18 protein-coding genes are annotated in these 24,301 nt (G+C 67.5%); 12 read left to right on the top strand and 6 right to left on the bottom strand.

Translation table 11 applies throughout. The annotated features are described in order from the left end of the window. Positions 1-62 precede the first annotated feature (62 nt). Positions 63-338, top strand: coding sequence for a DUF4242 domain-containing protein (locus tag H7F51_RS02425; protein ID WP_185662627.1), 276 nt, complete (start codon positions 63-65; stop codon positions 336-338). A gap of 10 nt (positions 339-348) precedes the next feature. On the opposite strand, the gene H7F51_RS02430 is transcribed toward H7F51_RS02425, so the two are convergent. Then, complete coding sequence (locus tag H7F51_RS02430; RefSeq protein ID WP_185662628.1) at positions 349-1,011, bottom strand: YggS family pyridoxal phosphate-dependent enzyme; 663 nt, start codon at positions 1,009-1,011, stop codon at positions 349-351. Here H7F51_RS02430 and H7F51_RS02435 point away from each other — a divergent pair. Together H7F51_RS02435 and H7F51_RS02440 are read left to right on the top strand one after the other, a co-directional pair. Next, entirely contained in the window at positions 1,010-1,591 is a 582-nt protein-coding gene (locus H7F51_RS02435; RefSeq protein WP_185662629.1) for a thiamine phosphate synthase, read from the top strand. The two genes, H7F51_RS02430 and H7F51_RS02435, sit on opposite strands and share 2 nt — an antisense overlap. Before the next feature lie 58 nt (positions 1,592-1,649). Beyond that, a complete protein-coding gene (locus H7F51_RS02440) occupies positions 1,650-4,031 on the top strand; it encodes an FtsK/SpoIIIE family DNA translocase (RefSeq protein ID WP_185662630.1) in 2,382 nt (793 codons plus the stop codon). Between the two features lie 187 nt (positions 4,032-4,218). Here H7F51_RS02440 and H7F51_RS02445 read toward each other — a convergent pair whose 3' ends face one another. The 3 genes from H7F51_RS02445 to H7F51_RS02455 form a co-directional block, all read right to left on the bottom strand. Continuing rightward, positions 4,219-4,650 (bottom strand): MucR family transcriptional regulator, encoded by a 432-nt coding sequence (locus H7F51_RS02445; RefSeq protein ID WP_185662631.1) that lies wholly within the window; start codon positions 4,648-4,650, stop codon positions 4,219-4,221. Further along, complete coding sequence (locus H7F51_RS02450; protein WP_185662632.1) at positions 4,647-5,408, bottom strand: SapC family protein; 762 nt, start codon at positions 5,406-5,408, stop codon at positions 4,647-4,649. Before H7F51_RS02450 ends, H7F51_RS02445 begins: the two co-directional genes overlap by 4 nt. Positions 5,409-5,599: 191 nt before the next feature. Continuing rightward, the gene (locus H7F51_RS02455) at positions 5,600-11,500 is read right to left on the bottom strand and encodes an autotransporter outer membrane beta-barrel domain-containing protein (RefSeq protein WP_185662633.1); all 5,901 of its coding nucleotides are present in this window, start codon (positions 11,498-11,500) and stop codon (positions 5,600-5,602) included. A gap of 632 nt (positions 11,501-12,132) precedes the next feature. On the opposite strand from H7F51_RS02455, the gene H7F51_RS02460 reads away from it, so the two are divergent. The 4 genes from H7F51_RS02460 to H7F51_RS02475 all read left to right on the top strand — a co-directional run bounded on the left by H7F51_RS02460 (position 12,133) and on the right by H7F51_RS02475 (position 16,103). After that, positions 12,133-12,534, top strand: coding sequence for a MarR family transcriptional regulator (locus tag H7F51_RS02460; protein ID WP_185662634.1), 402 nt, complete (start codon positions 12,133-12,135; stop codon positions 12,532-12,534). 820 nt (positions 12,535-13,354) lie between these two features. Then, positions 13,355-13,786, top strand: a complete 432-nt coding sequence (locus tag H7F51_RS02465) for a hypothetical protein (protein ID WP_185662635.1) — start codon at positions 13,355-13,357, stop codon at positions 13,784-13,786. 54 nt (positions 13,787-13,840) lie between these two features. Further along, the gene (gene ald, locus H7F51_RS02470; protein ID WP_185662636.1) at positions 13,841-14,971 is read left to right on the top strand and encodes an alanine dehydrogenase; all 1,131 of its coding nucleotides are present in this window, start codon (positions 13,841-13,843) and stop codon (positions 14,969-14,971) included. A gap of 118 nt (positions 14,972-15,089) precedes the next feature. Continuing rightward, entirely contained in the window at positions 15,090-16,103 is a 1,014-nt protein-coding gene (locus H7F51_RS02475) for a methyl-accepting chemotaxis protein (RefSeq protein ID WP_185662637.1), read from the top strand. 196 nt (positions 16,104-16,299) lie between these two features. Here the strand turns inward: H7F51_RS02475 and H7F51_RS02480 are convergent, their stop codons facing one another. Both H7F51_RS02480 and H7F51_RS02485 read right to left on the bottom strand, forming a co-directional pair. Continuing rightward, positions 16,300-16,695, bottom strand: coding sequence for a thioesterase family protein (locus tag H7F51_RS02480; RefSeq protein ID WP_185662638.1), 396 nt, complete (start codon positions 16,693-16,695; stop codon positions 16,300-16,302). Continuing rightward, positions 16,692-18,791, bottom strand: a complete 2,100-nt coding sequence (locus H7F51_RS02485; RefSeq protein ID WP_185662639.1) for a S9 family peptidase — start codon at positions 18,789-18,791, stop codon at positions 16,692-16,694. The genes H7F51_RS02480 and H7F51_RS02485 overlap by 4 nt, the downstream gene beginning before the upstream one ends. Positions 18,792-18,854: 63 nt before the next feature. Here H7F51_RS02485 and H7F51_RS02490 point away from each other — a divergent pair, with 63 nt between their 5' ends. From H7F51_RS02490 to H7F51_RS02510, 5 genes are all read left to right on the top strand, one after another. After that, positions 18,855-20,669: an aminopeptidase P family protein gene (locus H7F51_RS02490; RefSeq protein WP_185662640.1), complete on the top strand. Its 1,815-nt coding sequence runs from the start codon at positions 18,855-18,857 to the stop codon at positions 20,667-20,669. 188 nt (positions 20,670-20,857) lie between these two features. Next, positions 20,858-21,478: an EF-hand domain-containing protein gene (locus tag H7F51_RS02495; protein WP_185662641.1), complete on the top strand. Its 621-nt coding sequence runs from the start codon at positions 20,858-20,860 to the stop codon at positions 21,476-21,478. A gap of 20 nt (positions 21,479-21,498) precedes the next feature. After that, the gene (locus tag H7F51_RS02500; RefSeq protein ID WP_185662642.1) at positions 21,499-22,023 is read left to right on the top strand and encodes an EF-hand domain-containing protein; all 525 of its coding nucleotides are present in this window, start codon (positions 21,499-21,501) and stop codon (positions 22,021-22,023) included. 53 nt (positions 22,024-22,076) lie between these two features. Further along, positions 22,077-22,808, top strand: coding sequence for a response regulator (locus H7F51_RS02505; RefSeq protein ID WP_185662931.1), 732 nt, complete (start codon positions 22,077-22,079; stop codon positions 22,806-22,808). Positions 22,809-22,817: 9 nt separating this feature from the next. Beyond that, positions 22,818-24,284: a sensor histidine kinase gene (locus H7F51_RS02510; RefSeq protein WP_185662643.1), complete on the top strand. Its 1,467-nt coding sequence runs from the start codon at positions 22,818-22,820 to the stop codon at positions 24,282-24,284. The last annotated feature ends 17 nt before the right edge of the window (positions 24,285-24,301 follow it).

Raw genomic sequence — 24,301 nt, forward strand, 5'->3', positions numbered from 1 at the left:
ACGCGCTGGACTCGACTCTCGGCCGGGCGCATGATGCGCGCTCACGACAGCAGGAGAGAGCCATGCCTCAATATGTCGTCGAACGCGATATGCCCGGTGTCGGACAGGCGAGCCCGGCCGATCTGCAGGGCGCTGCCCAGAAATCCTGCGATGTCCTGCGCGAAATGGGGCCGGAGATCCAGTGGGTCCACAGCTATGTCACGGACGATAGGATCTACTGCATCTACCGCGCGCCGGATGAGCAGATGATCCGGGACCATGCCGAAAAGGGCGGTTTTCCCGCCAACCGGATCTCGCAGGTCAGGTCGGTGATCGATCCGACCACCGCCGAAGCCTAGCGCCCTTATCTCAATCGCGCGCGCCGAACAGGGCGGAGCCGACGCGGATGTGCGTGGCGCCGAGTTGAATCGCGGTCTCGAAATCGTCGCTCATCCCCATCGAGCGGCCGGAAAGGCCGTGGTCGGCCGCGAGCTTGTCGAGCAGGGCGAAGAAGGGCGCGGGCTCGATTTCGGCCGGGGGTACGCACATCAGGCCGATCAGCGGGAGAGCGGCGGCGCGGGCTTCAGCGAGGAGCGCGGGCAGCTCGGCGATCGGGCAGCCGCCTTTCTGCTCCTCGGCGCCGATGTTGACCTGGACGAAGCAGGGAACCTGCCGGGCCGCCTTGTCCATCGCCTTCGCCAGCGCGCCGACCAGCGACAGGCGATCGAGCGAGTGAATGCAGTCGAACAGGCGCACGGCATCTTCGGCCTTGTTGGACTGGAGCTGGCCGACGAGGTGGAGTTCGACACCGGCATGGGCTTCGATCAGGGCGGGCCACTTGGCCTGGGCCTCTTGCACGCGGTTTTCGCCGAAGACGCGCTGGCCCTCTGCGATCAGCGGCGCGATCGCTTCGGCCGGATGGGTCTTGCTGACGGCGACGAGGGTGATCTCGTCCGCCTTGCGGCGGGCGACCCTGGCGGCCGATGCGATGCGGGCGCGGATTTCGGCGAGGGGAGAGGCTGGCTGATCCATGGCGCTGCGCTATAGCGCGGTGATGCCGCCGCGCCAGACCCTCCCTTTCCTGTGGCTGATCTCCGACGCGCGGAACGATCACGCGCTGGAGCGGGCGCTGGCCGCCCTGCCGCGCGGCAGCGGCTTCGTGTTCCGGCACTATCACCTTGCGCCGGCGGCGCGAAGGGTGCGGTTTCGCGCCTTGCGGCGGCTGTGCCGGGCGCGCGGGATCGTGACGGTCTGGGCCGGGACGGCGTTCGAGGCGCGGAGCTTGGGCGCGGAGGGCTGTTATGGCGCGGCGGCGCGGATCGGGGGCGGCCCTGCCCTGCTGCGGCTCGCCACGGCCCATTCGCTTCGTGAAGTTGCAGGCGCGCGGCGGGCCGACGGCGTGCTGCTCTCGCCCGTCTTTGCCACCCGTTCGCACCCCGGCGCCCGCCCGCTCGGCCCATTGCGGTTCCTCGTGATCGCGCGGCAGGCGCCGCTTCCTGTGATCGCGCTGGGCGGGATGACGGCGCGCGGGAGCCGCCGTTTACCGGGCTTCGCCTGGGCGGCGATCGACGGACTGTCGCATAAAAGTGGCCGGATTCCCTTGGATTCTTGACGGGGAGTCACCCCCGGGCGCATTATGCGCGCCGGTTCAAGGAAGGGGCGGAGCGCCAATGGCGACGCAGGCAATAGGGCAATCGGGCGCGCGGCGCCGCGCGAGCGGCGGCAATTGGCGCACTGTGCTCAAGCGCTCGCTGCGCCGCGCGGGCGAAATGGGCGCGGCCCTGCTGCTGTTCGGCGCGGCGCTGTTCCTGACGCTGGCGCTGGCGTCCTATCACCAGACCGACCCTTCGGGTTCGACCGCGGCGGCCGAGGGCGTGGTGCTCAACTGGATGGGCGCGCCGGGCGCCTGGCTGGCCGACCAGGCCTTGTTCCTGTTCGGGCTGATCTCGGTCCTGCTGGTGCCGCTGCTGCTGGTTTCGGGGCGCCGCCTGTGGCGCATGGTCGACGAGGACGAGGCCGAGTTCGACGAGAGCGACGAGACACCCCGCCCGTGGTGGCGCGGCGCCGTGCTGCTGGTCGTGGCCATGATCCTGCTCAGCACGGTGCTGAGCCTCTCCTTCACCGCGCCGGGCGGCTCGCTCCCCGCGACGGCGGGCGGGCTGACCGGCCTGATGGGCGCCCTGGCGATCCGCGCGCTGGCCGCGCTCCTGCCGGCAGCGGCGGCGGGCTGGGCGATCCTTGCCGCCGCGCTGGTCCTGCTGGCGGCGGGTGCCCTGCTGATGGCGCGGGTCTTCGCGCTCGACTGGGCGAGCCTGCTGACCATTCCCGATTTTCTCAAGCGCCGACCGCACCTGCCCACCCCGGCACAGTTCCAGGGCATCGTCGCTCCGCGCGAGAAGAAGGTGCGCGAGCCCAAGGTCTCAGGCGAGCCCGAGACCGCCGCCGCCCCGCGCCGGGCGCCGGAGATTTCCGACCCCACCCGGCCGATCAAGGCTTCGACCGGTCCGGTGCCGACCCGGCAGGGCGACCTGTTCGACCAGGCCGAGCTGCCCGGGCTTGACCTCCTCGCCGATCCGCCGCCCCATTCGCAGCAGAAGATCGACAAGCTGGCCCTGGAACGCAACGCTCGCCTGCTCGAGACCGTGCTCGACGACTTCAACGTCAAGGGCGAGATCACGGCGGTGCGGACCGGCCCGGTCGTGACCATGTACGAGCTGGAACCGGCGCCGGGGATCAAGGCGAGCCGGGTGATCGGCCTGGCCGACGACATCGCCCGCAACATGAGCGCGATCTCGGCCCGCGTCTCGGCCATTCCGGGGCGCACGGTGATGGGCATCGAGCTGCCCAATGCCGACCGCCAGATGGTGAGCTTCAAGGAGATCGTGGCCTGCGACCGGTTCGCCGCATCGAAGGCCCTGCTGCCGATCATCCTCGGCAAGGACATCGCCGGGGAGCCGGTGGTGGCCGACCTTGCCACCATGCCGCACCTGCTGGTGGCGGGAACGACCGGCTCGGGCAAGTCGGTCGGGCTCAACTGCATCCTGCTCTCGCTGCTCTACCGGCTGACCCCGGCGCAGTGCCGGATGATCCTGGTCGATCCCAAGGTGCTCGAACTCAAGAGCTACGACGACATTCCGCACCTGCTCTCGCCGGTGGTGACCGAGCCGGCCAAGGCCGTGCGCGCTCTGAAATGGGCGGTCGAGGAAATGGAGCGGCGCTACCGCATGATGAGCGAGATCAGCGTGCGCAACCTTACCGGCTTCAACGAGAAGGTGCGCAACGCCGTGGCCAAGGGCAAGCCGCTGGGCAAGCGCATCCCGATCGGCTTCGATCCCGATACCGGCGAGGAAATGTACGAGGACCAGCAGTTCGAATACCAGACGCTGCCGCAGATCGTGGTCATCGTCGACGAACTGGCCGACCTCATGGTCACGGTCGGCAAGGAAATCGAGGTGCTGATCCAGCGGCTTTCGCAGAAGAGCCGCGCGGCGGGCATCCACCTGATCATGGCGACGCAGCGCCCCTCGGTCGACGTCATCACCGGCGTGATCAAGGCCAACCTGCCGACCCGCATCTCCTTTGCCGTGACCAGCCGGATCGACAGCCGCACGATCCTGGGCGAACAGGGCGCCGAGCAGCTGCTGGGCAAGGGCGACATGCTCTACAAACCCAACACCGACCCGATCAAGCGCGTCCACGGGCCCTTCGTCTCGGACGAGGAAGTCGAGCGGGTGGCTGATTACTGGCGCGCGCAGGGCAAGCCGGTCTACGTCGATTCGGTGACCGAGGAGCCCGAGGATGCGCCCTTCGGCTTCGACGACCTCGATGCCACGGCCTCGGACAATCCCGAAGAACGCAAGTACCGGCAGGTCTGCCAGCTGGTGTTCGAGAGCCAGAAGGCCTCGGCCTCGTGGCTCCAGCGCCAGATGGGGGTGGGCTACAATACCGCCTCGAAATGGATCGAGCGGATGGAAGACGACGGGCTGGTCGGCCCCTCGAACCATGTCGGGCGGCGCGAAATCTATCGCGACAAGGATGGCAATCCGCTCTGAGCGGGGCGCTCTGATCGGGGCCTTGCGCGAAGCGTTTGAGAGGCTCTTGCAGAGCAAGGAAGCATAGTCCTGGGGCCATTGCCCCAGACCCCGGACCTGTCGATGTCGGCCCGCTCATGCACCGCTGCGTGATCTCGAGACGCCTACAGGGATTAAATCCGCTTGGCGGAAGAAATCGGGGCTGCGGCTAGTGCTGCTTGCGCCGCGCGGCGGGGCGGACGCCCCAGCCGCTGGGCTGGGCGCGGGTGCTGCGCCGGCTGCGCTCGGCCGAGTGGGCCGGGGCGGTCATCGGGTAATCGTCGGCGAGGCCGTGGCGGGCGCGGTAGGCTTCGGGCAGGAGGCCGTGCTTGATGAGGAGGTGGCGGCGCAGGACCTTGAGGCGCGCGCCGCATTCCCGGCAGGTGAGGGTTTCGCCCAGTCCCGGCTTGGGCGGCTGCGAGACGCGGGGCGAGAGCCCGTCGATGGTCTCGTGAACCGCGCGGATCAGCTGCGGCAGGGCGCGGGGATTGATCGCGTTGTTGCCGACGAAGGCCGTGACCACTTCGATGGCCAGTTCCATCGCGTTGCGGCGCGGCGTGACGGGCTGGGGTCCGTGCCCCGTCGGCAAACGGTCGATCATTCGGCGGCTTCTTGCGCGAGCTCGAAGACGGGCGACTGGCGCGCGGCATCGACCAGGCGCGGCATCAGGTCGAGCGAGTGGAGATGCGAGTAGATCAGTTCGAGCATGCCGTTCTGCGCCCACTGGCGCAGGACATGGCCCCGGACCTTGCCGAGCCGCTCGGCATCGACGATGCGGAAGCCGTTGTAGGCCGAGGCCTCGCCATCGCGGCGCACGTCGACCCGGCCATCGACCAGGAGATCGTTGCGCACAAGCTCGGCGACGAACTGGCGGGTGCGCTCGCCCGACTGGTCGAACTGCTCGCAGAAACGCAGGACCTTGAGGCAGGCCTGCGAGGCCTTGCCGTTATCGAACAGGGCATCGCCGTCCACGTCCTCGCCCAGCAGCTCGCTGGCGGGATCGAAGCACAGGGTGGTTGCCGGCGCCGCCGGATTGGGCCGGGCGAGGATGAAGGGATAGCGCCGGGCATAGGCCGGCAGGTAGGTCTCCGCCGCCGTCTCGCCCTGGCCGGAGACGAACGCGTTGTGGCCGGGGACGAGGCTCATCAGAGCGAGGGGAACCGGCTCCGCATCGGTCGAGAAGACGATCGGGTAGAAGCGCCGGGCGTGGCTGAACTCTTCCGTGATCAGCGGAACGAGGTTCTGGCCGGCGAGCCAGGCGATCCGGCTGGTGCGCGCCACTTTCCAGTTGCGGTGGGCATCGGAGCGCAGCGGGACAATACCGGAATAGAGCAGGGGCAGGTCGGGATGGCTGGTCACCGTAAATCTCCAATGGAGCTCGGGGGAGCTTGATCGGGGCTACCGGCCTTCGCCGGCAGAGCAGGGTTTCCGGTCTGCGCCGGAGGGCCGGGCCTTGCCGGGCTTTCAGCGCGCAGGCCGGATTTCAGACGTAAAGAGGGCGCCAATCGGGGTCTGGATTGGCGCCCTCCTTTCGAGATCAAGGGAGTGTTTTAGAACTTGATCCCGATCGCACCACGGATGGCGGCAACGCTGTTGTTGCTGCCGAAGTCGTAAGTGCCGCCGAGCGACAGGCTCACCTTGTTCGACACGGTCGCGGTCACGCCGGCGCCGATCGAGCCGTAGCCCTTCGGATTGACGCCATTGAGAACGAACTGGGTCGAAGCCGGATCGCCAACGTAGCTGACGGTCCGCGCCGTGCCGGCGTCACCCTGGAAGGTGTACGACAGGCTGGCGTAAGGCTTGAGCGAGAAGGCCGCGGCCGGATCGGCGTTGCCCGAGAGACGGACACCGACGGTCGGATCGAACACGGTCTTGCCCGCACCCTGGACATTGAGGCCAACCCCGGCGCCACCTTCTTCGGTGAAGCCATTGGTGTGCCAGTGACGCAGGGACAGGTCGGCGAAGGGCTCAACGTTCATGCCGCCGGTCTGGAGCAGGTAGCTCAGACCGATGCTGCCGTCCCATTCGCTGCCACGGAAGTGACCGGTGATCTTGCGGGCAAGAACGGTGAGGTCACGGTGAGCATCGAAGGTCGAGAAGCCGTAGGCGAACTTCGCGTTGACGGCGAGCGGACCGAACGACTGGGTGAGGTAGGCACCCAGGGTGTAGGTATCCGCATCGACCGAGGCCGGGAAGGACATGGCGTCGAAGTTGTGACGGCCGTAGCCGAAGCCGAAGCCGAAGGCCCCGCCATCGCCGTAGCCGACGTCCACGCCGATCGCCGCACCGTAGGTGGTGGCGTCGATCTTCGAGGCACCTGAGTCCGTCCCGCTGTACTTCGCGAAGCTGCCGACCGGCGACATCCACAGGCTGACCGCACCGGCTTCGGTTTCACGACGCTGCGCCAGCTGGTCGAACTGGCCGTTGAGGACCGCGTTCTGACGCAGGTTGGCGAGCGAACCATAGATCGAACCCGAGGCCAGCTCGTTGAAGACCGTCGCGGCCTGGGTGGCGTTGAGGGTCCAGTCGAGGTTGGTGACGATGTTCGCGATATCCGCCGCGTTGCTCAGCTGGCTGAGCGACGTGTAGGTGCGAATGCCGGCAACGTCGTTGGCGAGCATGGAGACCACGCCCGGGATCGCGGCGGTGAGGGCCGAAGCCGCCGAAGCCGCGTTCGGGTTGGTCGCACCGACCGAGTAGTTCGAGCGGGTAGCCTTGAGCTGCACGGTCTGGCCCGAAGTGACAAGCGCGAGCTTGACGAACTGCGAGGACAGGTTGCTCGACACGGTCGCCGTGTTGGCGATCGTCCCGGTGGCGGTGAACAGGGTCTGGCTTTCCGTTCCGAGGAAAATCGAACCGGTCGGGACATAGACCTTGACCGTGCCGCCCAGGTTGAGGTTGCCCCCGACCGTGACCGACGAAGCCGTGTTCGAACCACCGGTGGTGAAGCCGGTGCCCGCGCTGGTGAGGACCGAGGTGATCGGAGCAATGAAGTCCGTCGAGGTCGACGACAGCAGGGTCGGGTTCTTGACCAGGGCCCCGTTCAGGCCAACCGCAACCGTGCCGGTGGAGGCGAAGTTGCCGGTGACCAGCAGGTTGGCACCCGTGACATAGGGCGAGAGCGTGTTGACGCTTGCACCCGTTCCCGCAGTGACCGTCGGCGTGGTCAGCAGGCCGACCACGAGGGTGCCCGAGGCACCGACCGTGACGCTGCCGTTCAGGCCGAAAATCTTCGAACCGGTGGTGACCGGGGTGATCGAAGCCGTGCCCGAGTTGACGTTCAGCGCGAAGCTGCCGCCGGTCGAACCGCCAGCCAGGCCCGCCGAGTAGGTCGGGGTCAGGACGGTGGCGCTGGCCGGGACATAGGCCGGGCCGACCAGGGTCAGGTTGCCGCCGGCGACGTTCACCACGGTGGTGGTGTTGTTGGCGCCGAAGATCGATCCCTTGGTGGTCGAACCGGTGTTCAGGTTGATCGTCGCAGCGACGTTGCTGGTCTTGACCTTGTTGCCCAGGTAGTCGGTGTAATCGGCCCCATCGACGTAGATGTTGCCGGTCAGGGCACCGTTCTGCGCAACCGTGTAGGCCTGGCCGAACAGCGTGGCAGACGGGGTGAACACCGGCGTCGGGTTGGACGTGGTGGTCGAGGTCACCGTCTGGACATAGGTGCCGTTGACGACCGAGTCGCCGAGGTAGACGTCACCCGTGATGGTGCCGCTGTTGGTCAGCGTACCGGTGGCGCCGGCCAGCGAAACCCCATTCGTCGTGCCCGAGTTCGTCACCGTCGCCGCGCCGCCCACTGGGGTGTAAACGGTGGTGGTGATGATCTTGTGGGTCGACGGGGTGAGGTTCGAGACGTCGTTGTCGCTGTAGGTGTAGGTCTCGTTCGTATCGAGCGAGTATGCACCCAGCGAACCGGCCTTGCCCGCGTTGGTCACGCTGGCAGCCGTGCGGCCTTCAGCCCAGACTTCACCGCCGACCGTACCGTTGTTGACCACCGAAGCGGCAGCGCCAACCGCGGTGGACGAACCGGTTTCGGCAACCGTGCTGGTGCCACCGGCATAGGTGCGGGTGTAGGTGTAGGCCGTGTTGTCGTCCGAGCTTTGGGCATAGACGCTGTCGGCAACGCTCGAGCCGGCCGCGATCGTGACCGTGGCGCCGCCCAGGCCATAGGCATAGACGTCCGACACGCTCGGGATGGTCGAACCAACGCCGAGGGCCTTCTGAGCGGCCGAAGTGTTCACCGTGACCGTGGCCGTGCCGCCGGTGGCGGTGCTGGAGCTGGTCTCGATGTACTTGTTCAGCGTCGTCGGCGAAGCAGTGCCCGAGTACTGGCGCTCTTCACCGTAGGTGTAGACGCTCGAACCCGCATCGGCTTCGACATAGCCCGCAACCCGGCCGGTGACGGTGGCCGAGGCATTGCCGCGAGCCGCCGAGACGTAGACCGAATCGTCGACATAGCCGTCAACCGTGGCGCTGGCGTTGCCCGAGGCAGCGGCCGGCGTGTAGGTGTAGGAATACTTGTCGACGCGGGTCGAGGTACCCGCGGTCAGGTTGTAGGCCGAGATGTCGCTGCTGTTGTAGGTGTAGTCCGTACCGCCAGCATAGACGTCGAGATCGCCGTAGAGCTTGGCATTGGCACCGACCGAAGCGGTAGCCGACGACACGCCATCCACGTCGAGATCGCCGTAGACCACGCCCGAACCGGTGAGGTTGCCCACAGCGGCGCCCGAAGTGACCGTGGTGGTCTCGGCGTCGATGTCGGACGAGCTGGTGAGGGCCAGGCCCGCACCGGTGCGCAGCGTGGTGTAGGTCGAGGCCTCGGTGTCCGTCGAGATACCGTCTGCGTAGGAGTAGACGTTGCCGTAAACGGTACCCGAGACGTTGACGGTGCTGCCCGAAGTACCCTCCGAGTAGACTTCCGCGCCGTCGTAGGCATCCGACACCAGGCCCGAAACGGTGATGGTGCTGACGCCAGCGCCGTCGGTTTCGGTCGAGTTGCTGGTTTCGGTGTAGGTCTGGGTGTTGTTCGCCGGGGTTACCGCATCCGTTGCCGTGACCGTGGTCTCGGTGTTGGAATAGGTGCCGGTGCTGTTGTCATATCCGGCGTAGGAGGTCAGCGAGCCATAGACCGTGCCCGACAGGGTCAGGGTGCTGTTGGCGGCCGCTTCCTGATAGATCGAACCGTCCTGGTTCGGCGAGAAGCTCACCTGCCCATTGGTGCCCGAATAGGTACCGGTGATGCTGCCGCCGGTGCCGGCATAGCTGCCGACATCGCTGTAGCTGTCCGTCACCGTGGTGACGTCACCCGCCGTCGCGGTCACCTGCTTGTAGGTCTGCAGCTCGTCCGAGCTCTGGCCATAGGTGTAGACCGAGGTCTGGCCGGCGATCTGACCGGTGTTGGTCACCGTGGCGCCGGTCACGCCGTAGACGTCGACATCGCCCTTGATGTAGCCGCCGTTGGTCAGGCTGGCGGTGCTACCGGCAGTCTGCTCAACGTAGTGGTAGGTCGTGGTGTAGTCACCCGTCACCGGAGCAGAAGCGCCGTAGGTGTAGGTGTCGACCTCGTTGGAGCCCGGCTGGGCATCGACGGTCACGCTGCCGTTGATGATCGAACCGGCAGCCGCGGTGACCGTGGCTGCGCCGTTGCTGTAGGCCGAAACGTTGCCACCGACCTTGACGTTGGCGCCGACCGCGACCGAGGCCGTCCCCGGAGCATAGGTGTAGGTGTAGGTGTCGGTTTCGCCGCCGGCAGCCGGATAGCTGTAGGCCTGCGAGTAGTCGTAGCCGTTCATCTGGTCAGCAGTGATGCTGCCGGTGACATTGCCGTTGGCCGTGACGGTCGCCGATGTGTCGCCAACTGCGGTGACGCTGCCGCCGACCGAGCCGCCGGCCGCGACGGTGACAGCCGCCGCGCCGCCGGCACGGTTGGAGCCGTAGCCGTCGACATAGAGCGTCTCGACGCCATCAGCGTCGTAGCTGTAGTCGTCGGTGTAGGTCTCGTCATATCCGGTCGAGGAAGCGGTGATCGAGCCGGTCACCTTGCCGCTGTTGGCGACAGCGGCGCTGGTGGTGCCGGTGGCCGAGACGCTGCCGCCGATCGTGACGCCGGTGCCGACCGTGACGTTGGCCGCGCCGCCCGCCAGAGTGTAGATCGAGCTGTCGTGCTCAGCCAGGATGCTGCCATCAGCTTGGTAGCTGTTGTTGCTGACGTAGGTCGTTTCGGTGCCCTGCGAGGTGGCCGCAAGGCTGCCGGTCACATTGCCGTTGGCGGTGATCGACGCGCCGGCATCGCCATTGGCCGAAACGCCGCCGGTGCCGACAGTGCCGCCCGCGGCGACCGTGACGGTAGCCGTGCCGCCGCCCAGCTTGTAGGTTTCGAGGTTGTCGTACTCGGTGGTGTTGCCATCGGCATCGACGGTTTCGGTGTCGGTGTCCGAATAGTCGGTGCGGTTGGACGAGGCAGAGACCCCGCCGGCGCCGACCTTGCCTGCAACCGTGACGGTGGCCGAGCCAGCGCCGTTGGCGACAACGCCGGTGACATCGCCGGCAGCGGCGACAGTCACAGCGGCAGCATCGTTACCCCAGGTGTAGGAGTTTTCGTAGACCCTGGTGGTTTCACCGTCGACCGCAGCGGTCGAGCCCGAAACGGCAGAGGCAACGGTATCGCCCGCATAGGCATAGACCGTGCCGGCCTTGGCGCCGACGTTGACCGTGGCGTCGCCGGTCTCGGCATAGGCGGACAGGTCAGCGCCCGTCGTGCCGTTGAGCAGGGTGGCCGCGCCATCCTGGTTGATGACGGCATTGCCGCCGGTCCAGGTCGTGGTGGTGAAGCCGCCCGAGACGTCCGCATCGCTGGTCGAATAGGCGCTGGCGCTGACCGCGTTACCGCTGGCGACGAGGACCTTGCCGGCGGCCGTGGTGCTGACGGTGACGTTGTCGTAGCCGGTGGCATTGATCGGACCGTAGACCGTGCCGCTGTTGGTGATCGCGTTGGCGCCGCCGAAGCCGGTGGCAGAAATGCCGCTGGTGATCAGGCCGCTGTTGCTGACGGTCACGGTGTTGGCTGCGCTGGCAACGCCAACGCCCGAGAGGGTTACGCCGACCGCGTCGGTGACCGTGCCGGTGGTGACGACGCCGAGGTTGCCGGTGTTGGTGAAGGTGATCGCGCCGTCACCTTCGCCTGCCGTCCCGGTGGGAGCGAGAACGAGGTTGGCGCCGCCGGTGACAACGGCCGGCGTGGTGATGGTGATCGCGATGTCCGCGGCGGGAAGGTTGACCGCGGTGTCGATCGCGGTGTTGACGGTGGTTACCGTGCTGTTGGCGGTGATGTCCACGTCTTCGGCGAAGGCGTGGCTGGCATTGAAGCCGACCAGTGCAGTCGTGACCGCGAGGGCAAGGCGCTGCTTGCGTGCACGATCAGACTTAGTGGAAGTTACGGAGTAAGACGTCATTAAGGCCCCCTTTATTTGGCACCTGAACCTTGTTTCTTGGGATTTATCGCCGCGCCCATCGCGAAACGACACGTTCCCCCAGATTCCGGACGGGGTGGTAAGTCGCATCTGGCAGTTGTTCCAATGTTTTCACTGGCACTAACTGCGCGAGTATTTTACCGGCGATGCCGACCGGCAAATGCTTCCGGAATGGAATACCGGCAGAGAATGCTACCTTTTGATATAGAATTCCGGCACAAAGTGCGACTATATGACCCTACCCTTCGGTAACGCAGCAGGTAGACCGGCACTCACGACCGGTCAGGAATTCAGGGTTGAGGCGGAATTTCGGCCCGTGAGTGGCCGTGCAGTTCGAATGGGGTTGTTTCGATGAATGTTCGACCAGTCAGGCAATCCGGAAGGCCCGGGAATGGCATGAGCGGCGCCGACCCGGCGCAAGGCTGAGCCGAAGCGAGCATAGAGAGCCGCTTTATCCATCCGGATTGGACGAAGTTCAAAGTCCGTTCCAGACAATTTCAAATATAGTCCGATCCCGCGAACCACCGGTACTGCCGATGCTTCGCGAATTGGGGGACAGTCGCGCCGAATTTCTGCCTGGCGCGGCGATTTTAAATCGGAAACGGTGTTTCATGATGATCAATCGTGTTGATCAGGCCTCGAGCAAGCCCGTCACGCTGCCCGAGGCCCATGCCGCCCTGACGGCGCGGTTCGAGGAATTGCTGGAACTCGACCGGTCGATGACGCCGTCGCTCGGCACCTGCTTCCTGTGTCACGATTTTCGGCTGATCCTGCAGCTTTACGTGCGCAACGGGCTGACTGTGAAGGACGCCGCGCTGTCCTCGCGCCTGTCCAGCCGGGGCTTCTACGAGCTGCTGCGCCGCCTCGAACGCGACAAGGTGCTGCGCTTCGAGCAGAACCCGACCGACAAGCGCTCCAAGTCGATCATGCTTGAAGAGACGTTCAAGGATCGCCTGCTCTCCCACATCCACCGGAACTCCGGGTCCGCCTCGGTCTTCCAGTTCAGCATGGCGTGAACTGGCGGGGCGGGCGGGGACAGACAACCCGTTCGCCGGAAAGCGGGCTTCCGTTCGTCGTTCCGTCATCCCGGACTTGGCCAGGACTCCCGCTTGCCCAAGCCCGCGCTGGCGCCGAGAGGCAGGGGGGCGCCGGAGCAATGGCTGAAATGGCGATTGCAGACCCCCTGCATTTCAATACAGTTCATAAGTGACTGCCTTGGCCACCGAAACTTTAGCCTTTCGTGCCGCTCTCGGGTGGGCGATTGGCCTGTTCAGCACGGTATTGATTGCCGGCTTCCTGGCAAGCCACACAAGCGGCCCACGGTCCGGCTGGGTAGCCTTTCCGATCCTTGCCGCACGAATACCACTCTTCCTTGGACCAGCAGGCGTCGGCCTGATTGTGGGACGATTGACAAGCGGACAAACTGAGATCGTCGGATACGCCGCCATAGGCATGTCCGTCGTCGCTGCGATGTGGGCGACCGCTATAATGGAGCAACTTGCCCAGAACGTCGGCCATCAACTCGTCGGAGCGCGAACTCAGCCGATCCGCTGGTGGTCGGGCGATAAAGGGAAACGAACCCGACGCAGGAAACGGAAGGCCAGAGCGAACGACGGCTAGTCGGCGTGTCCGCACCGTTCGCGCCTGTATTGCACAGGCGTTAGGCCGGACGCCAGTTCGGGCGCCCGCATGTGTCCGTTGCGCCCTCGCCCCCGGAACGGCCTCGACTGCCCGGAGGCCAGCCAATCATCGCACGGCGGCCTTCATGCGAGCGCGGCCTTAAAATTGGGCGGGGATCGGCCGTTTTCCCTTGGGACCATTCCCACGGAGCGCGCGATGAAGGCCCTTACGCAATGCTGGTTCACGCGGATGCATGTCCTGGCCGGGCGGGCGCATCGGGAAGAGGATGGTTCGCACACCGGCTATTGCCGGCATTGCGAGCGGGCAATCGTGTCGTGGGACAGGTCGCGCTGGTTCCTGGCGGACGGGTTCAACGTGACTCACCTCGCCGAGACCGTGGGTGGCCGGTTCCTCTTCGTGCTCGACAGTTTCGAGGAAGCGGTGATCGCGCGCTATCCCGTGCCCGAGGGGGCGGATGCGGCGGCGCTCGAGGCGCTGCGCAAGGACCTGGCCGAGCGGCACAGTATCGACCGGCCGGGATCGGGGCTGGAACTGCATGACAGCGGCGCCCCGGTGCGGCGCAGGACGGCCGCGGCGCAGCGCGTTCCGGCGCTTTCGCGCGGGGGACGTTTCTCCGCCCCGGCCTGAGCCATTGAAGCGGGCGCCCCGCGTTCATACCTCGCTGGACGAGAGGAACGGCCCATGCGCATCGGCACTGTCCGCGAGATCAAGAACCATGAGTACCGGGTCGGCCTGACCCCGGAGAGTGTGCGCGAACTGGTGGCGCACGGGCACGAGGTGCTGGTCGAGAGCGGAGCCGGCCTTGGCATCGGCGCGCGCGACACCGACTATGCCGGGGCGGGAGCAACCATCGTGCCCGATGCGGCCGAAGTGTTCGGACGGGCCGACCTGCTGGTCAAGGTCAAGGAGCCCCAGGCGGCGGAGCGGGCCCTGCTGCGGCCCGGGCAGGTGCTGTTCACTTACCTTCACCTTGCGCCGGACCCCCAGCAGGCGGCCGACCTGCTGCGATCGGGGGTGAGCGCGATCGCCTATGAAACGGTGACCGGGGCCGGGCGTTCGCTGCCGCTGCTCAAGCCGATGAGCCAGGTGGCCGGGCGGATGAGCATTCAGGCCGGGGCGACAGCGCTGGAAAAGGCGCACGGCGGGCGCGGGGTCCTGCTTGGCGGGGTGCCGGGGGTGCTGCCGGGCAAGGTGGTCGTGCTGGGCGGCGGGGTGGTCGGCTTCAACGCGGCGCAGATGGCCGTGGGGCTGGGCGCCGACGTGACCGTGCTCGACCGCGATCCCGAAGTGCTGGAGCGGTTGGGCATCCATTTCGAGAGCCGGGCCAAGACCCGCTTCGCCAACCAAGCCAATATTGCCGAAGTGATCTGCGAGGCCGACCTCGTGATCGGTGCCGTGCTGGTGCCGGGAGCCTCGGCCCCGCGCCTCGTCACCCGCGGCATGCTGGGCTGCATGAAGCAGGGGGCCGTGCTGGTCGACGTGGCGATCGATCAGGGCGGGTGCTTCGAGACCTCGCACCCCACGACCCATGACGCGCCGACGTTCGTGGTGGACGGCATCGTCCACTATTGCGTGGCCAACATGCCCGGCGCCGTGGCGCGGACCAGCACCTATGCGCTCAACAACGTGACCCTGCCCCATGCCCTGCGCATCGCCGATGCCTCGGGCGGCCCCGGCGGCTGGCGCGCGGCCCTGCGCAGCGATCCGCATCTGGCCGCCGGGCTCAACATCCATGCCGGGGCGATCACGCACGGCGCCGTGGCCGAGGCGCTGGGGCTGGAGCTGACCCCGCTGGAACAGGCGCTGGCCTGAGGACAGCCGGGCGCGATCACGGGTTTGTGCGGAGTTTCGCTTTCGGGCGATGGCAAGCCTGTCCGTTCATGCTGCGCCGCACACAAAGCGGCGCTCGGCTCGCGGGGGAATTGGTCATATGCACGGCAACGTCCTGGAACTGGCGATGGATATCTCGCGCATCACCGGCGAGAAAATCGCCGGGCTCGAGCAGATCATGCTCAAGACCAAGATGCTGTCGATCAATGCCCGGCTGGAAGCGGCGCGCGCGGGCGAGATCGGCCAGAGCTTTTCAGTGGTGGCGCGCGAGATGGGCACCGTGGCCGACGAGGTCAACGCCATGTCGGCCGAACTGAACCGCGCGATGAACGACAACGCCGCCCGGATCGAGCAGGCCGGGCGCGAGATGATGCTCGGCATGCGCGGCAGCCGCCTTGCCGACATCGCCCGCAATACGGTCGAGATCATCGACCGCAATCTCTACGAACGCTCCTGCGACGTGCGCTGGTGGGCAACCGACAGCGCCGTGGTGGATGCGGTGGAAAGCCCCGCGATCGAGGCTGCCCGCCATGCCTCGTCCCGCCTCGCCACGATCCTGCGCTCCTATACCGTCTATCTCGACCTGTGGATCGCCGATGCCACCGGGCGGATCGTCGCCACCGGGCGGCCCGAACGCTATCCCGGCCTGACCGGGCGCGACGTCAGCCGCGAGGACTGGTTCCGCGAAGGAATCCAGACAGCAGACGGCGATGCCTTCACCGTCTGCGACGTGGCCCAGAACCCGGCGTTGGGCGGGGCGGACGTGGCCGCCTATGCCACCGCGATCCGCGTCGGGGGAGAGCCGAACGGGCGCGCGCTCGGTGTGCTGGGCATCTTCTTCGACTGGCGGCCCCAGGCCCAGGCCATCGTTACCGGCGTTTCCCTCTCCGACGAGGAGCGCGCCGCCAGCCGGGTCATGCTGCTCGACGCCCGGCACAAGGTCATTGCCTCGTCCGACGGCCGGACCGGCGACACCTTCGCGCTGAAGGCCGAGGCGGCGTGGGGCCACTATGCGGAGGGCCGCAAGCTCGTGGCCTATGGCCTGACGCCGGGCTACGAGACTTACCAGGGGCTGGGCTGGTACGGCTGCATCGAAACCTCGGCGGCGCTTTGAATTTTTGCGCGAAGCGCAGGCAGAAAAAGGAAGATAGTCCTAGGGCCATGGCTGCAGACCCCTTGCCGTCTCCCGGCGCCAGGGCCGCGGGGACGGCGCCCCCGCCGGCTAATCCATCGCCGGAAGACGTTCCGGGGTACAGGGGCGATAGCCCCAGCTTCTTCCGAATTTATTCCGCTGCGCGGGAAGAAGTGACTCAACCCGTGAAGGGCGCGGCGACTTCGGGCGGCACGCGCATCAGGCGGCCCGTGGCGCGATCGATCATCGCCCAGGTGGTGCGGGCCGAGACGACGAGCCTGCCCGCCCTGTCGAAGAAATCGACGCGGCGGTCGAAGCGGGCGCCGCTGGGCCCTTCGGGGATGAAGGTTTCGGCGGTGACGCTTTCGCCGAGGGCGATGTTGCCCTTGTAGTCGATCTCATGGCGGGCGACGACCCAGACATAGGCCTCGACATGCTCCGGCGGGGCCACCGCTTCCCAGTGGGCCGTGGCGATCTGTTCCATCCATTGCACCCAGACCGCGTTGTTGACGTGGCCGAGCACGTCGATGTGCTGCGGCTCGGCCACGAAGGTCTGGGTGAAGCGGGCTGTCACTCGCAAAGGCCGAGTTGCCAGAGGATGAAGGCAAATTCCTCCGCCGTTTCCCTGAGGCTTTCGAAGCGGCCCGACTTGCCGCCGTGGCCCGCGCCCATGTTGGTCTTGAGCAGCAGTTCGTTGGAATCCGTCTTGAGTTCGCGCAAGCGGGCGACCCACTTGGCGGGCTCCCAGTAAGTCACGCGCGGATCGTTGAGGCCGGCGGTGACGAGGAGCGGGGGATAGGCCTGAGCCGAAACCTGATCGTAGGGCGAATAGGAGCGGATCAGCTCGAATGCCGCCTTGTCCTCGATCGGGTTGCCCCATTCGGGCCATTCGCCGGGGGTGAGCGGCAGGCTTTCGTCGAGCATGGTATTGAGCACGTCGACGAAGGGAACGTGAGCGACGACCGCGCCCCACAGGGCGGGATCGGAATTGATCACCGCGCCCATCAGTTCGCCGCCGGCCGAGCCGCCCGAGATCGAGATCCGGCCCGGCGCGGTGTGGCCGCGTTCGATCAGGCCTTTGGCGACATCGACGAAGTCGTTGAAGGTGTTGGCGCGGCGTTCGAGCTTGCCCGCCTTGTACCAGGCGCGGCCGAGATCGTCGCCGCCGCGAATGTGGGCGATGGCATAGGCGAAGCCGCGATCGACGAGACTGAGGCGGGTGGTGGAAAAGCCAGGCGGGATGGCGATGCCATAGGCGCCGTAGCCGTAGAGGTGGAGCGGGCCGTCGCCATTTTGATATTGGGCGGGGCGATCCTTGCGCATGACCACGCTGACCGGGATCAGGGTGCCGTCGCGCGCGGGCACTTCGAGGCGCTCGGTCACGTAGAGCGAGGCATCGTAGCCGGAGGGGATTTCCTGGACCTTGCGCGGCTCCAGCCGCCGCTCGGCCACGTGATAGTCATAGACCGTGGCCGGGCTGACCATCGATTCGTAGCCCAGACGCAGGACGGTGGTGTCCCACTCCGGATTGTCGCCCATCCCGGCGTCGTAGCTGGCTTCGGGGAAGACGATAGGCTCGATCCGGGCGGGATCGTCGTAGTAGCGGATCTCGATCTGGTCGAGCCCGGCGCGGCGCCCTTCGACCACGTAGAACTGGCGGAACAGCTCGAAGCCGGTGAGGTAGAACTCGTCCGTGCCTTCGATCAGCGTGGTCCATTCCCCGGGCGAGGCAAGCGGGGCGGTGGCGAGGCGGAAGTTCTCGTGCGTGTCGTTGGCGTGGACGTAAAGCGTCTCGCCGAAGAGGTCGACGTCGTATTCGACGCCGCCCTGGCGCGGCTTGACCAGCAGCGGCGCGGCCAGCGGATCGCTCACCGGAACGAGGCGGACCTCGCTGGTTTCGTGATCGCTGGTCGAGATGACCAGCCATTCCTCGTTGGCCGAAAGGCCCGAGCCGACGCGGAAGCCTTCGTCATCCTCGTGGTAAAGCTCGACGTCGCTCTCCAGCGGCTGGCCGAGCCAGTGGAGGCGGGCATTGTCGGTCCGCCACTGTTCGTTCGCGAGCGAATAGACGAGGCCCTTGTCGCCCGCGACCCAGACGAGGGAGGAGAGGGTTCCGGGAATCTCGTCGGCCAGCAGTTCGCCGGTGGCGAGGTCCTTGATCCGGGCGGTGAAGCGCTCCGAGCCGTTGTCGTCGACCGCATAGGCGAGCAGGCGAGCGTCCTTGCTGAGCGAGAGCGCGCCGAGGCGGAAGTATTCCTTGCCCTCGGCCAGGGCGACCTCGTCGAGGATCAGCTCGTCAGGCCCGCCGGCGACAGGCCTGCGCCACCACTTCTTGTATTCGGCGCCTTCCTCGAACTCGATCCAGTAGAGCCAGTCGCCGTCCTTCTGCGGGACCGACTTGTCGGCCTCCTTGATCCGGGCGCGCATTTCGGTGAACAGGCTGTCGATCAGGCCCTGACGCGGCTTCATCCGCGCCTCGAACCAGGCATTTTCGGCCTCGAGATGGGCGAGCACGTCCTTGTCGGTCACCTCGGGATAGCCGGGATCGCGCAGCCAGGCGTAATCGTCGGCGACCGTTATGCCGTGATGCGTGACGCTGCTGGGCTTGCGGGCGGCGGCAGGGGGAGCGAGCGGCGCGGCCGCGAGAGTGGAACTTGCCATGCACAGCATCTATGTTGGCAAGGACCCCACATCAACCCGCCACCTTGACCAGGACCAAAGCCCAAGATGCTGATGACCTCTGCCCAAGCCCGCCTTACCGCCTTGCGCCAGGAACTGTCGCGGCAGGGCCTCGACGGTTTCGTCGTGCCGATTTCCGACGAGCACATGAGCGAATATGTCGGTGCCTATGCCCAGCGGCTAGCTTGGCTGACCGGCTTCGGCGGCTCGGCCGGGACCGTGGTGGTCCTCAAGGACGAGGCCGCGATCTTCGTCGACGGGCGCTATACCCTGCAGGTGCGCGACCAGGTGGACGGGGCGCTCTATGCCTATGAGAGCGTGCCGCAGACCTCGGTGGCGAAGTGGCTGGGCGCGCATGCGGGCGAAGGGGCGCGGATCGGCTACGACGCCTGGCTGCACGGCAAGCGCTGGGCCGACGCGGCGCGGGCCGCGCTCAAGCTCAAGGGCGCGGAGCTGGTTGCGGTCGAAGCCAATCCGGTCGACGCGGTGTGGAGCGACCGGCCCGCGCCTTCGGCCGCGCCGGCGCTGGTTCATCCCGATGCCTTTGCCGGCCAGCCGAGCGAGGCCAAGCGCGCCGCCGTTGCCGGGTGGCTGGGCGAGCAGGGGCTCGATGCCGTGGTCATCTCGGCGCTGGATTCGATCGCCTGGCTGCTTAACATCCGGGGCTCGGACGTGGAGCGGACGCCGGTGACGCTCTCCTTCGTGATCGCCCATGCCGACGGCACGGCCGACCTGTTCATCGCGCCCGAAAAGGTCACGGCGGAGCTTTCCGCCCACCTCGGCAATGCCGTGCGGCTGCGCCCGCGCGCCGATTTCGAGAGCGCGCTGGCGGCTTTGGCGGGGCAGAAGGTGGCGGTCGATCCCGAGCGGTCGGTCAGTGCGATCTTTTCCGCGTTGCAGGCCGCCGGGGCCGATATCGCCGAGCGGACCGATCCGGTCGTGCTGCCCAAGGCGGTCAAGAACGCCGCCGAGCAGGCCGGGCACCGCGCGGCCCAGGCGCGCGACGGGGCGGCCGTGGCGCGCTTCCTCCACTGGCTCGAGCAGGAAGGGCCGAGCGGGGCCGTAACCGAGCTTTCCGCCGCCGAACGCTTGCACCAGTTCCGGCGCGAAACCGGGCAACTGGTCGACCTCTCGTTCGACACGATCTCGGGCGCGGGGCCGAACGGGGCGATCGTTCATTACCGGGTGAGCGAGGAGACCAACCGGCTGCTCGAACCGGGCAGCGTCTATCTGGTCGATTCGGGCGGGCAATATGCCGACGGCACGACCGACATCACCCGCACGGTGTGGATCGGCGGCGCGGGCGAGGCGCAGGAGCCGGGCGCCGAGGTCAAGGACCGCTGGACCCGGGTGCTCAAGGGCCACATCGCGCTGGCCCGCGCCGTATTTCCGCGCGGCACCTTCGGCAGCCAGCTCGACACCCTTGCCCGCCAGTTCCTGTGGCACGCCGGGCTCGACTATGCCCACGGCACCGGGCACGGGGTGGGCTCGTTCCTCTCCGTCCACGAAGGGCCGCAGCGGATTTCGCGCGCCGCCGGGGGCCAGGCCGGGACCGAGCAGGAATTGCTCCCGGGCATGATCGTTTCCAATGAGCCGGGCTATTACAAGACCGGCGCCTACGGCATCCGCATCGAGAACCTCGTGCTGGTGGAAGAGCGGGCGATCGACGAGGCCGAGGAGACATCGCTCGGCTTCGAGACGCTCACCCTCGTCCCGCTCGACCGGCGGCTGCTGTCGATGGCGATCCTCGATCCGGGCGAGGCTGCCTGGTGGAACGCCTATCACGCCAAGGTCCGCGACGTGCTGGCCCCGCAGCTGGAAGGCGCGGCGCTGGACTGGCTGGAAGAAGCCTGCCGGCCGCTGGACTGACCCTGTTCCTGTCGGGCCCATTAATCGGGCCCGGCGGGGGCGACAATTAGCGACAAAAAACCCGTCCTGCGGCATAATCCCGCGACAGCCCCGCGCTAGAAGGGGCCATGGAAGTCGACCGCGCCGCTGGTTCCCAGCCCTTCCCTTCCCCCGCGGCGCGGCGGCTTCCTTCTGGACGGAGAGATCCCATGAAGAAGATTACCCTGGCGCTGAGCGCGGCCGCCCTCGGCCTTGCCGGCACGGTTGCCGGTGTCGCCGTGGCCCAGCAGGCCGCTCGCCCCGATCGCCCGATGATGCAGGACCCCTTCGGCAATGCCACGGTGACCCGCGCCGAGGCCCAGGCCAAGGCGCTCGAACTGTTCGCCAGGCTCGATGCCAACAAGGATGGCAAGATCGACAAGGCCGACCGCGAGATCCGCCGCTCGGTCCGCCTCGACGAGATGTTCGCGAAGCTGGACACCAACAAGGACGGCAAGATCGACAAGGCCGAGTTCGCCGCCGCGCACCAGCCGGGCGCCGGTCCGATGGACGGAATGCGCGGCATGCACCGCATGGGTCCGGGGCCGATGATGGGCCGGATGGACGGCAATGGCGACAAGGCGGTCACCCGTGACGAATTCGTGGCCGGGGCGCTCAAGCGCTTCGACGCGGCCGATGCCAACAAGGATGGCAAGCTGACCCCCGAGGAACGCCGCGCCGCGATGCGCCAGCATATGGGTGATCGTGGCGGCAGGCACGGAGGCGGCCATCGCGGCGGCCCGATGGGCGGCCCGGGCATGACCCCTCCCCCGCCGCCGCCCGCGCAGTGATTGACCGGCAACGAAAGGCCATGATCCAGATGAACCGCAAGATGCTTCTGCCCGCCGTTGCCGTGGCCGCGATCTCCTTCGGGATCGTGGCCCCGGCCTTCGCCCAGATGGGCCCGGGCATGATGAACGACCCCTATGGCGACGGCACCGTGACCCGGGCCGAAGCCGAGGCCCAGGCCGCCGAGCGCTTCGACAAGATCGACGCCAACAAGAACGGCGTGCTCGATCCCGAGGAAATGGCCGCCATGCGCCCGGCCCGGCCGGCGGGTGCCCCGGCCGGCGGCCCCGAAGGCGGCCCGCCTCCGGGCGCAGGCCAGCCGCGCGGCGGCCCCGGCGGCCCCGGCGGCGGCATGATGCGGCAGGCCGACAAGAACGGCGACGGCAAGATCGACAAGGCCGAATTCGTCGCCGCCCAGCTGGCCCGTTTCGACCAGATGGACGAGAACCACGACGGCAAGGCCACCAAGGAAGAGCGCACCAACTTCTTCGAGGACATGCGCGCCCGCATGATGATGCGCATGGGCGGCGGCGGTGGCGGCCAGTAAATCTTGAAGCGACCTGACAAACCGGGCCGGACTGTGCCATGACCACGGCCGAGATGACCGATACCGTTCCGATCAAGCTGCTCGTCGTCGACGACGAGGCGGCCCTGCGCGAGCCCCTGGCGGACTACCTGTCCCGCCAGGGCTTCGTCGTGCGGCAGGCTTCCAGCGCGGCCGAGGCCCGCAGCCGCCTGCGCGACGACGTGCCGGATCTGGTCCTGCTCGACATCATGATGCCGGGCGAGGACGGCCTCTCGCTGTGCCGCCACCTCGTCGAGACCCGGCACCTGCCGACGATCTTCCTCACCGCCCGCGGCGAGGCGACGGACCGCATCGTCGGGCTTGAGATCGGGGCCGACGACTACGTGGTCAAGCCGTTCGAGCCGCGCGAACTGGTCGCCCGGATCCGCTCGGTCCTGCGCCGCGCCGCCCGCGCCGCGCCCGAGGGCGACGAGGAGGTCTTCGTTTTCGAGGACTGGACGCTCGATCCGCTCAAGCGCCGCCTGATCGATCCTGAAGGCGCGGTCGTGGCCATATCTTCGGCCGAGTTCCGCCTGCTGATGGCCTTCCTCGAACACCCGCGCCAGGTGCTCGACCGCGACCGCTTGCTCGAGATGGTGCAGGGCCGCGAGGCCCACCTGTTCGACCGCGCGGTGGACAACCAGGTCAGCCGCCTGCGCCGCAAGATCGAGGTCGACAGCCGCAATCCGCAGCTGATCCAGACCGTCTGGGGCGGGGGCTACATGCTGGCCGCCGAAGTGCGCCGCCAGCCGGCGGCGAAGGACTGAGCCGGCAAGATGCTCTCGTTCTTCTGGCCCCGGAGCCTGCGCGGACAGGTCCTGCTGGCGATGGCGCTGGCCCTGCTGATCACCCAGGGCATCGGCGCCATCCTGCTTTACCGCTCCCAGCACGAACGGATCGAGGGCTCGCTGGTGCACAGCGTGGCCTTCCGCTTCATCGTCGCCGCGCGCGGCGATGACGGACAGCGCGGGGATGACGGACGGCGCGGTGATGACGGCCGCCGGGGCGAAGAAGGTTGGCGAAGCAGGGCCGTTTCGCCCCCCGGACGCGACGGGCCTCCGCCCGGGCGCGACGATGGGCCCATGCCGGACGATCGGCCGATGCGCCTGGAGCAATCGCCCGCGAGCCCGCTTCTGGCCGGTGAAAAGCACAAGACCGAGCTGGAGACAGGCCTGCGCGAGATTCTCGCACAGCAGGACGTCGCGGTGGCCGAAGTGGCGGTGACCTATCGGCCGGTCGAACGCGATCCCCGCTCAATCGCCCGGCTCGCCCGGCGCCATTCGCCCGACCCCGCGCCGACCAAGGTGATGGTCGCCGGGGTGCGGCTGCAGGGTTCGCAGGCCTGGCTGATCAGCCGCATCTTCGTGCCCAATGCCGAGCGCTTCATGCTCCGCACCCTGCTGTTCCAGACCCTGTTCATCTATGCGGTGCTGGTCGGCGCGATGTGGCTGCTGCTGCGGCGGATCACCCGCCCGCTCGCGGCCCTGACCCAGCGGCTGGAGCATTTCGCGGAAACCCGCGATCCCGAGGGCCGGCTCGCGCCGCAGGGGCCCAACGACATCGCCCGCCTGATCACCGCCCACAACGCGATGGAAGCGCGCATCGTTGCATTGCTCGACGAAAAGGACGTGATGCTCGGCGCGATCGGCCACGACCTCAAGACCCCGCTGGCCGCGCTGAGGGTGCGGATCGAATCGGTCGACGACGAGACCGAGCGGGCGCGGATGGCACGGACCATCGAGGACATTACCCGCACGCTCGACGACATCCTCTCGCTCGCCCGGGTCGGCCGGCCGAGCGATGCCGCCGAGAATACCGAACTGTCCGCCCTCGTCGCCTCGGTGGTCGAGGAATACGAGGACATGGGCGAACCGGTCGAGCTGGCCGACACCCAGCGCATGGTCATGCGCCTGCGCCCGACCTGGATCCGCCGCGCCCTGCGCAACCTGATCGGCAATGCCCTGCGCTACGGCAAGGGCGCCGAGGTTTCGCTGACGCGCGAGGGCGCCATTGCGGTGATCCACATCTGCGATCGCGGCCCCGGCATTCCCGAGGACCAGATCGCCCTGATGCTTGAGCCGTTCACGCGCGGCGATCCCTCGCGCAACAGCGAGACCGGCGGGGCGGGCCTTGGCCTGACGCTGGCGCGCGCCATCGCCGAGCAGCATGGCGGCAGGCTGGAACTGGCGAACCGTCCGGACGGACCGGGGCTCTGCGCGACGCTGCGCCTGCCCCTGGGTTGACGGTTTTCCGTTCCGCG

This window comes from Novosphingobium flavum (assembly GCF_014230315.1).
Lineage (GTDB): Bacteria > Pseudomonadota > Alphaproteobacteria > Sphingomonadales > Sphingomonadaceae > Novosphingobium > Novosphingobium flavum.

What these genes read in the sequence shown, in the direction of transcription:
- H7F51_RS02425 (WP_185662627.1), top strand. Translation starts at nt 63, where the DNA reads ATGCCTCAATATGTCGTCGAACGCGATATGCCCGGTGTCGGACAGGCG.
- H7F51_RS02435 (WP_185662629.1), top strand. Translation starts at nt 1,010, where the DNA reads ATGGCGCTGCGCTATAGCGCGGTGATGCCGCCGCGCCAGACCCTCCCT.
- H7F51_RS02430 (WP_185662628.1), bottom strand. Translation starts at nt 1,011, where the DNA reads ATGGATCAGCCAGCCTCTCCCCTCGCCGAAATCCGCGCCCGCATCGCA.
- H7F51_RS02440 (WP_185662630.1), top strand. Translation starts at nt 1,650, where the DNA reads ATGGCGACGCAGGCAATAGGGCAATCGGGCGCGCGGCGCCGCGCGAGC.
- H7F51_RS02445 (WP_185662631.1), bottom strand. Translation starts at nt 4,650, where the DNA reads ATGATCGACCGTTTGCCGACGGGGCACGGACCCCAGCCCGTCACGCCG.
- H7F51_RS02455 (WP_185662633.1), bottom strand. Translation starts at nt 11,500, where the DNA reads ATGACGTCTTACTCCGTAACTTCCACTAAGTCTGATCGTGCACGCAAG.
- H7F51_RS02460 (WP_185662634.1), top strand. Translation starts at nt 12,133, where the DNA reads ATGATCAATCGTGTTGATCAGGCCTCGAGCAAGCCCGTCACGCTGCCC.
- H7F51_RS02465 (WP_185662635.1), top strand. Translation starts at nt 13,355, where the DNA reads ATGAAGGCCCTTACGCAATGCTGGTTCACGCGGATGCATGTCCTGGCC.
- ald (WP_185662636.1), top strand. Translation starts at nt 13,841, where the DNA reads ATGCGCATCGGCACTGTCCGCGAGATCAAGAACCATGAGTACCGGGTC.
- H7F51_RS02475 (WP_185662637.1), top strand. Translation starts at nt 15,090, where the DNA reads ATGCACGGCAACGTCCTGGAACTGGCGATGGATATCTCGCGCATCACC.
- H7F51_RS02485 (WP_185662639.1), bottom strand. Translation starts at nt 18,791, where the DNA reads ATGCTGTGCATGGCAAGTTCCACTCTCGCGGCCGCGCCGCTCGCTCCC.
- H7F51_RS02490 (WP_185662640.1), top strand. Translation starts at nt 18,855, where the DNA reads ATGACCTCTGCCCAAGCCCGCCTTACCGCCTTGCGCCAGGAACTGTCG.
- H7F51_RS02495 (WP_185662641.1), top strand. Translation starts at nt 20,858, where the DNA reads ATGAAGAAGATTACCCTGGCGCTGAGCGCGGCCGCCCTCGGCCTTGCC.
- H7F51_RS02500 (WP_185662642.1), top strand. Translation starts at nt 21,499, where the DNA reads ATGATCCAGATGAACCGCAAGATGCTTCTGCCCGCCGTTGCCGTGGCC.
- H7F51_RS02505 (WP_185662931.1), top strand. Translation starts at nt 22,077, where the DNA reads ATGACCGATACCGTTCCGATCAAGCTGCTCGTCGTCGACGACGAGGCG.
- H7F51_RS02510 (WP_185662643.1), top strand. Translation starts at nt 22,818, where the DNA reads ATGCTCTCGTTCTTCTGGCCCCGGAGCCTGCGCGGACAGGTCCTGCTG.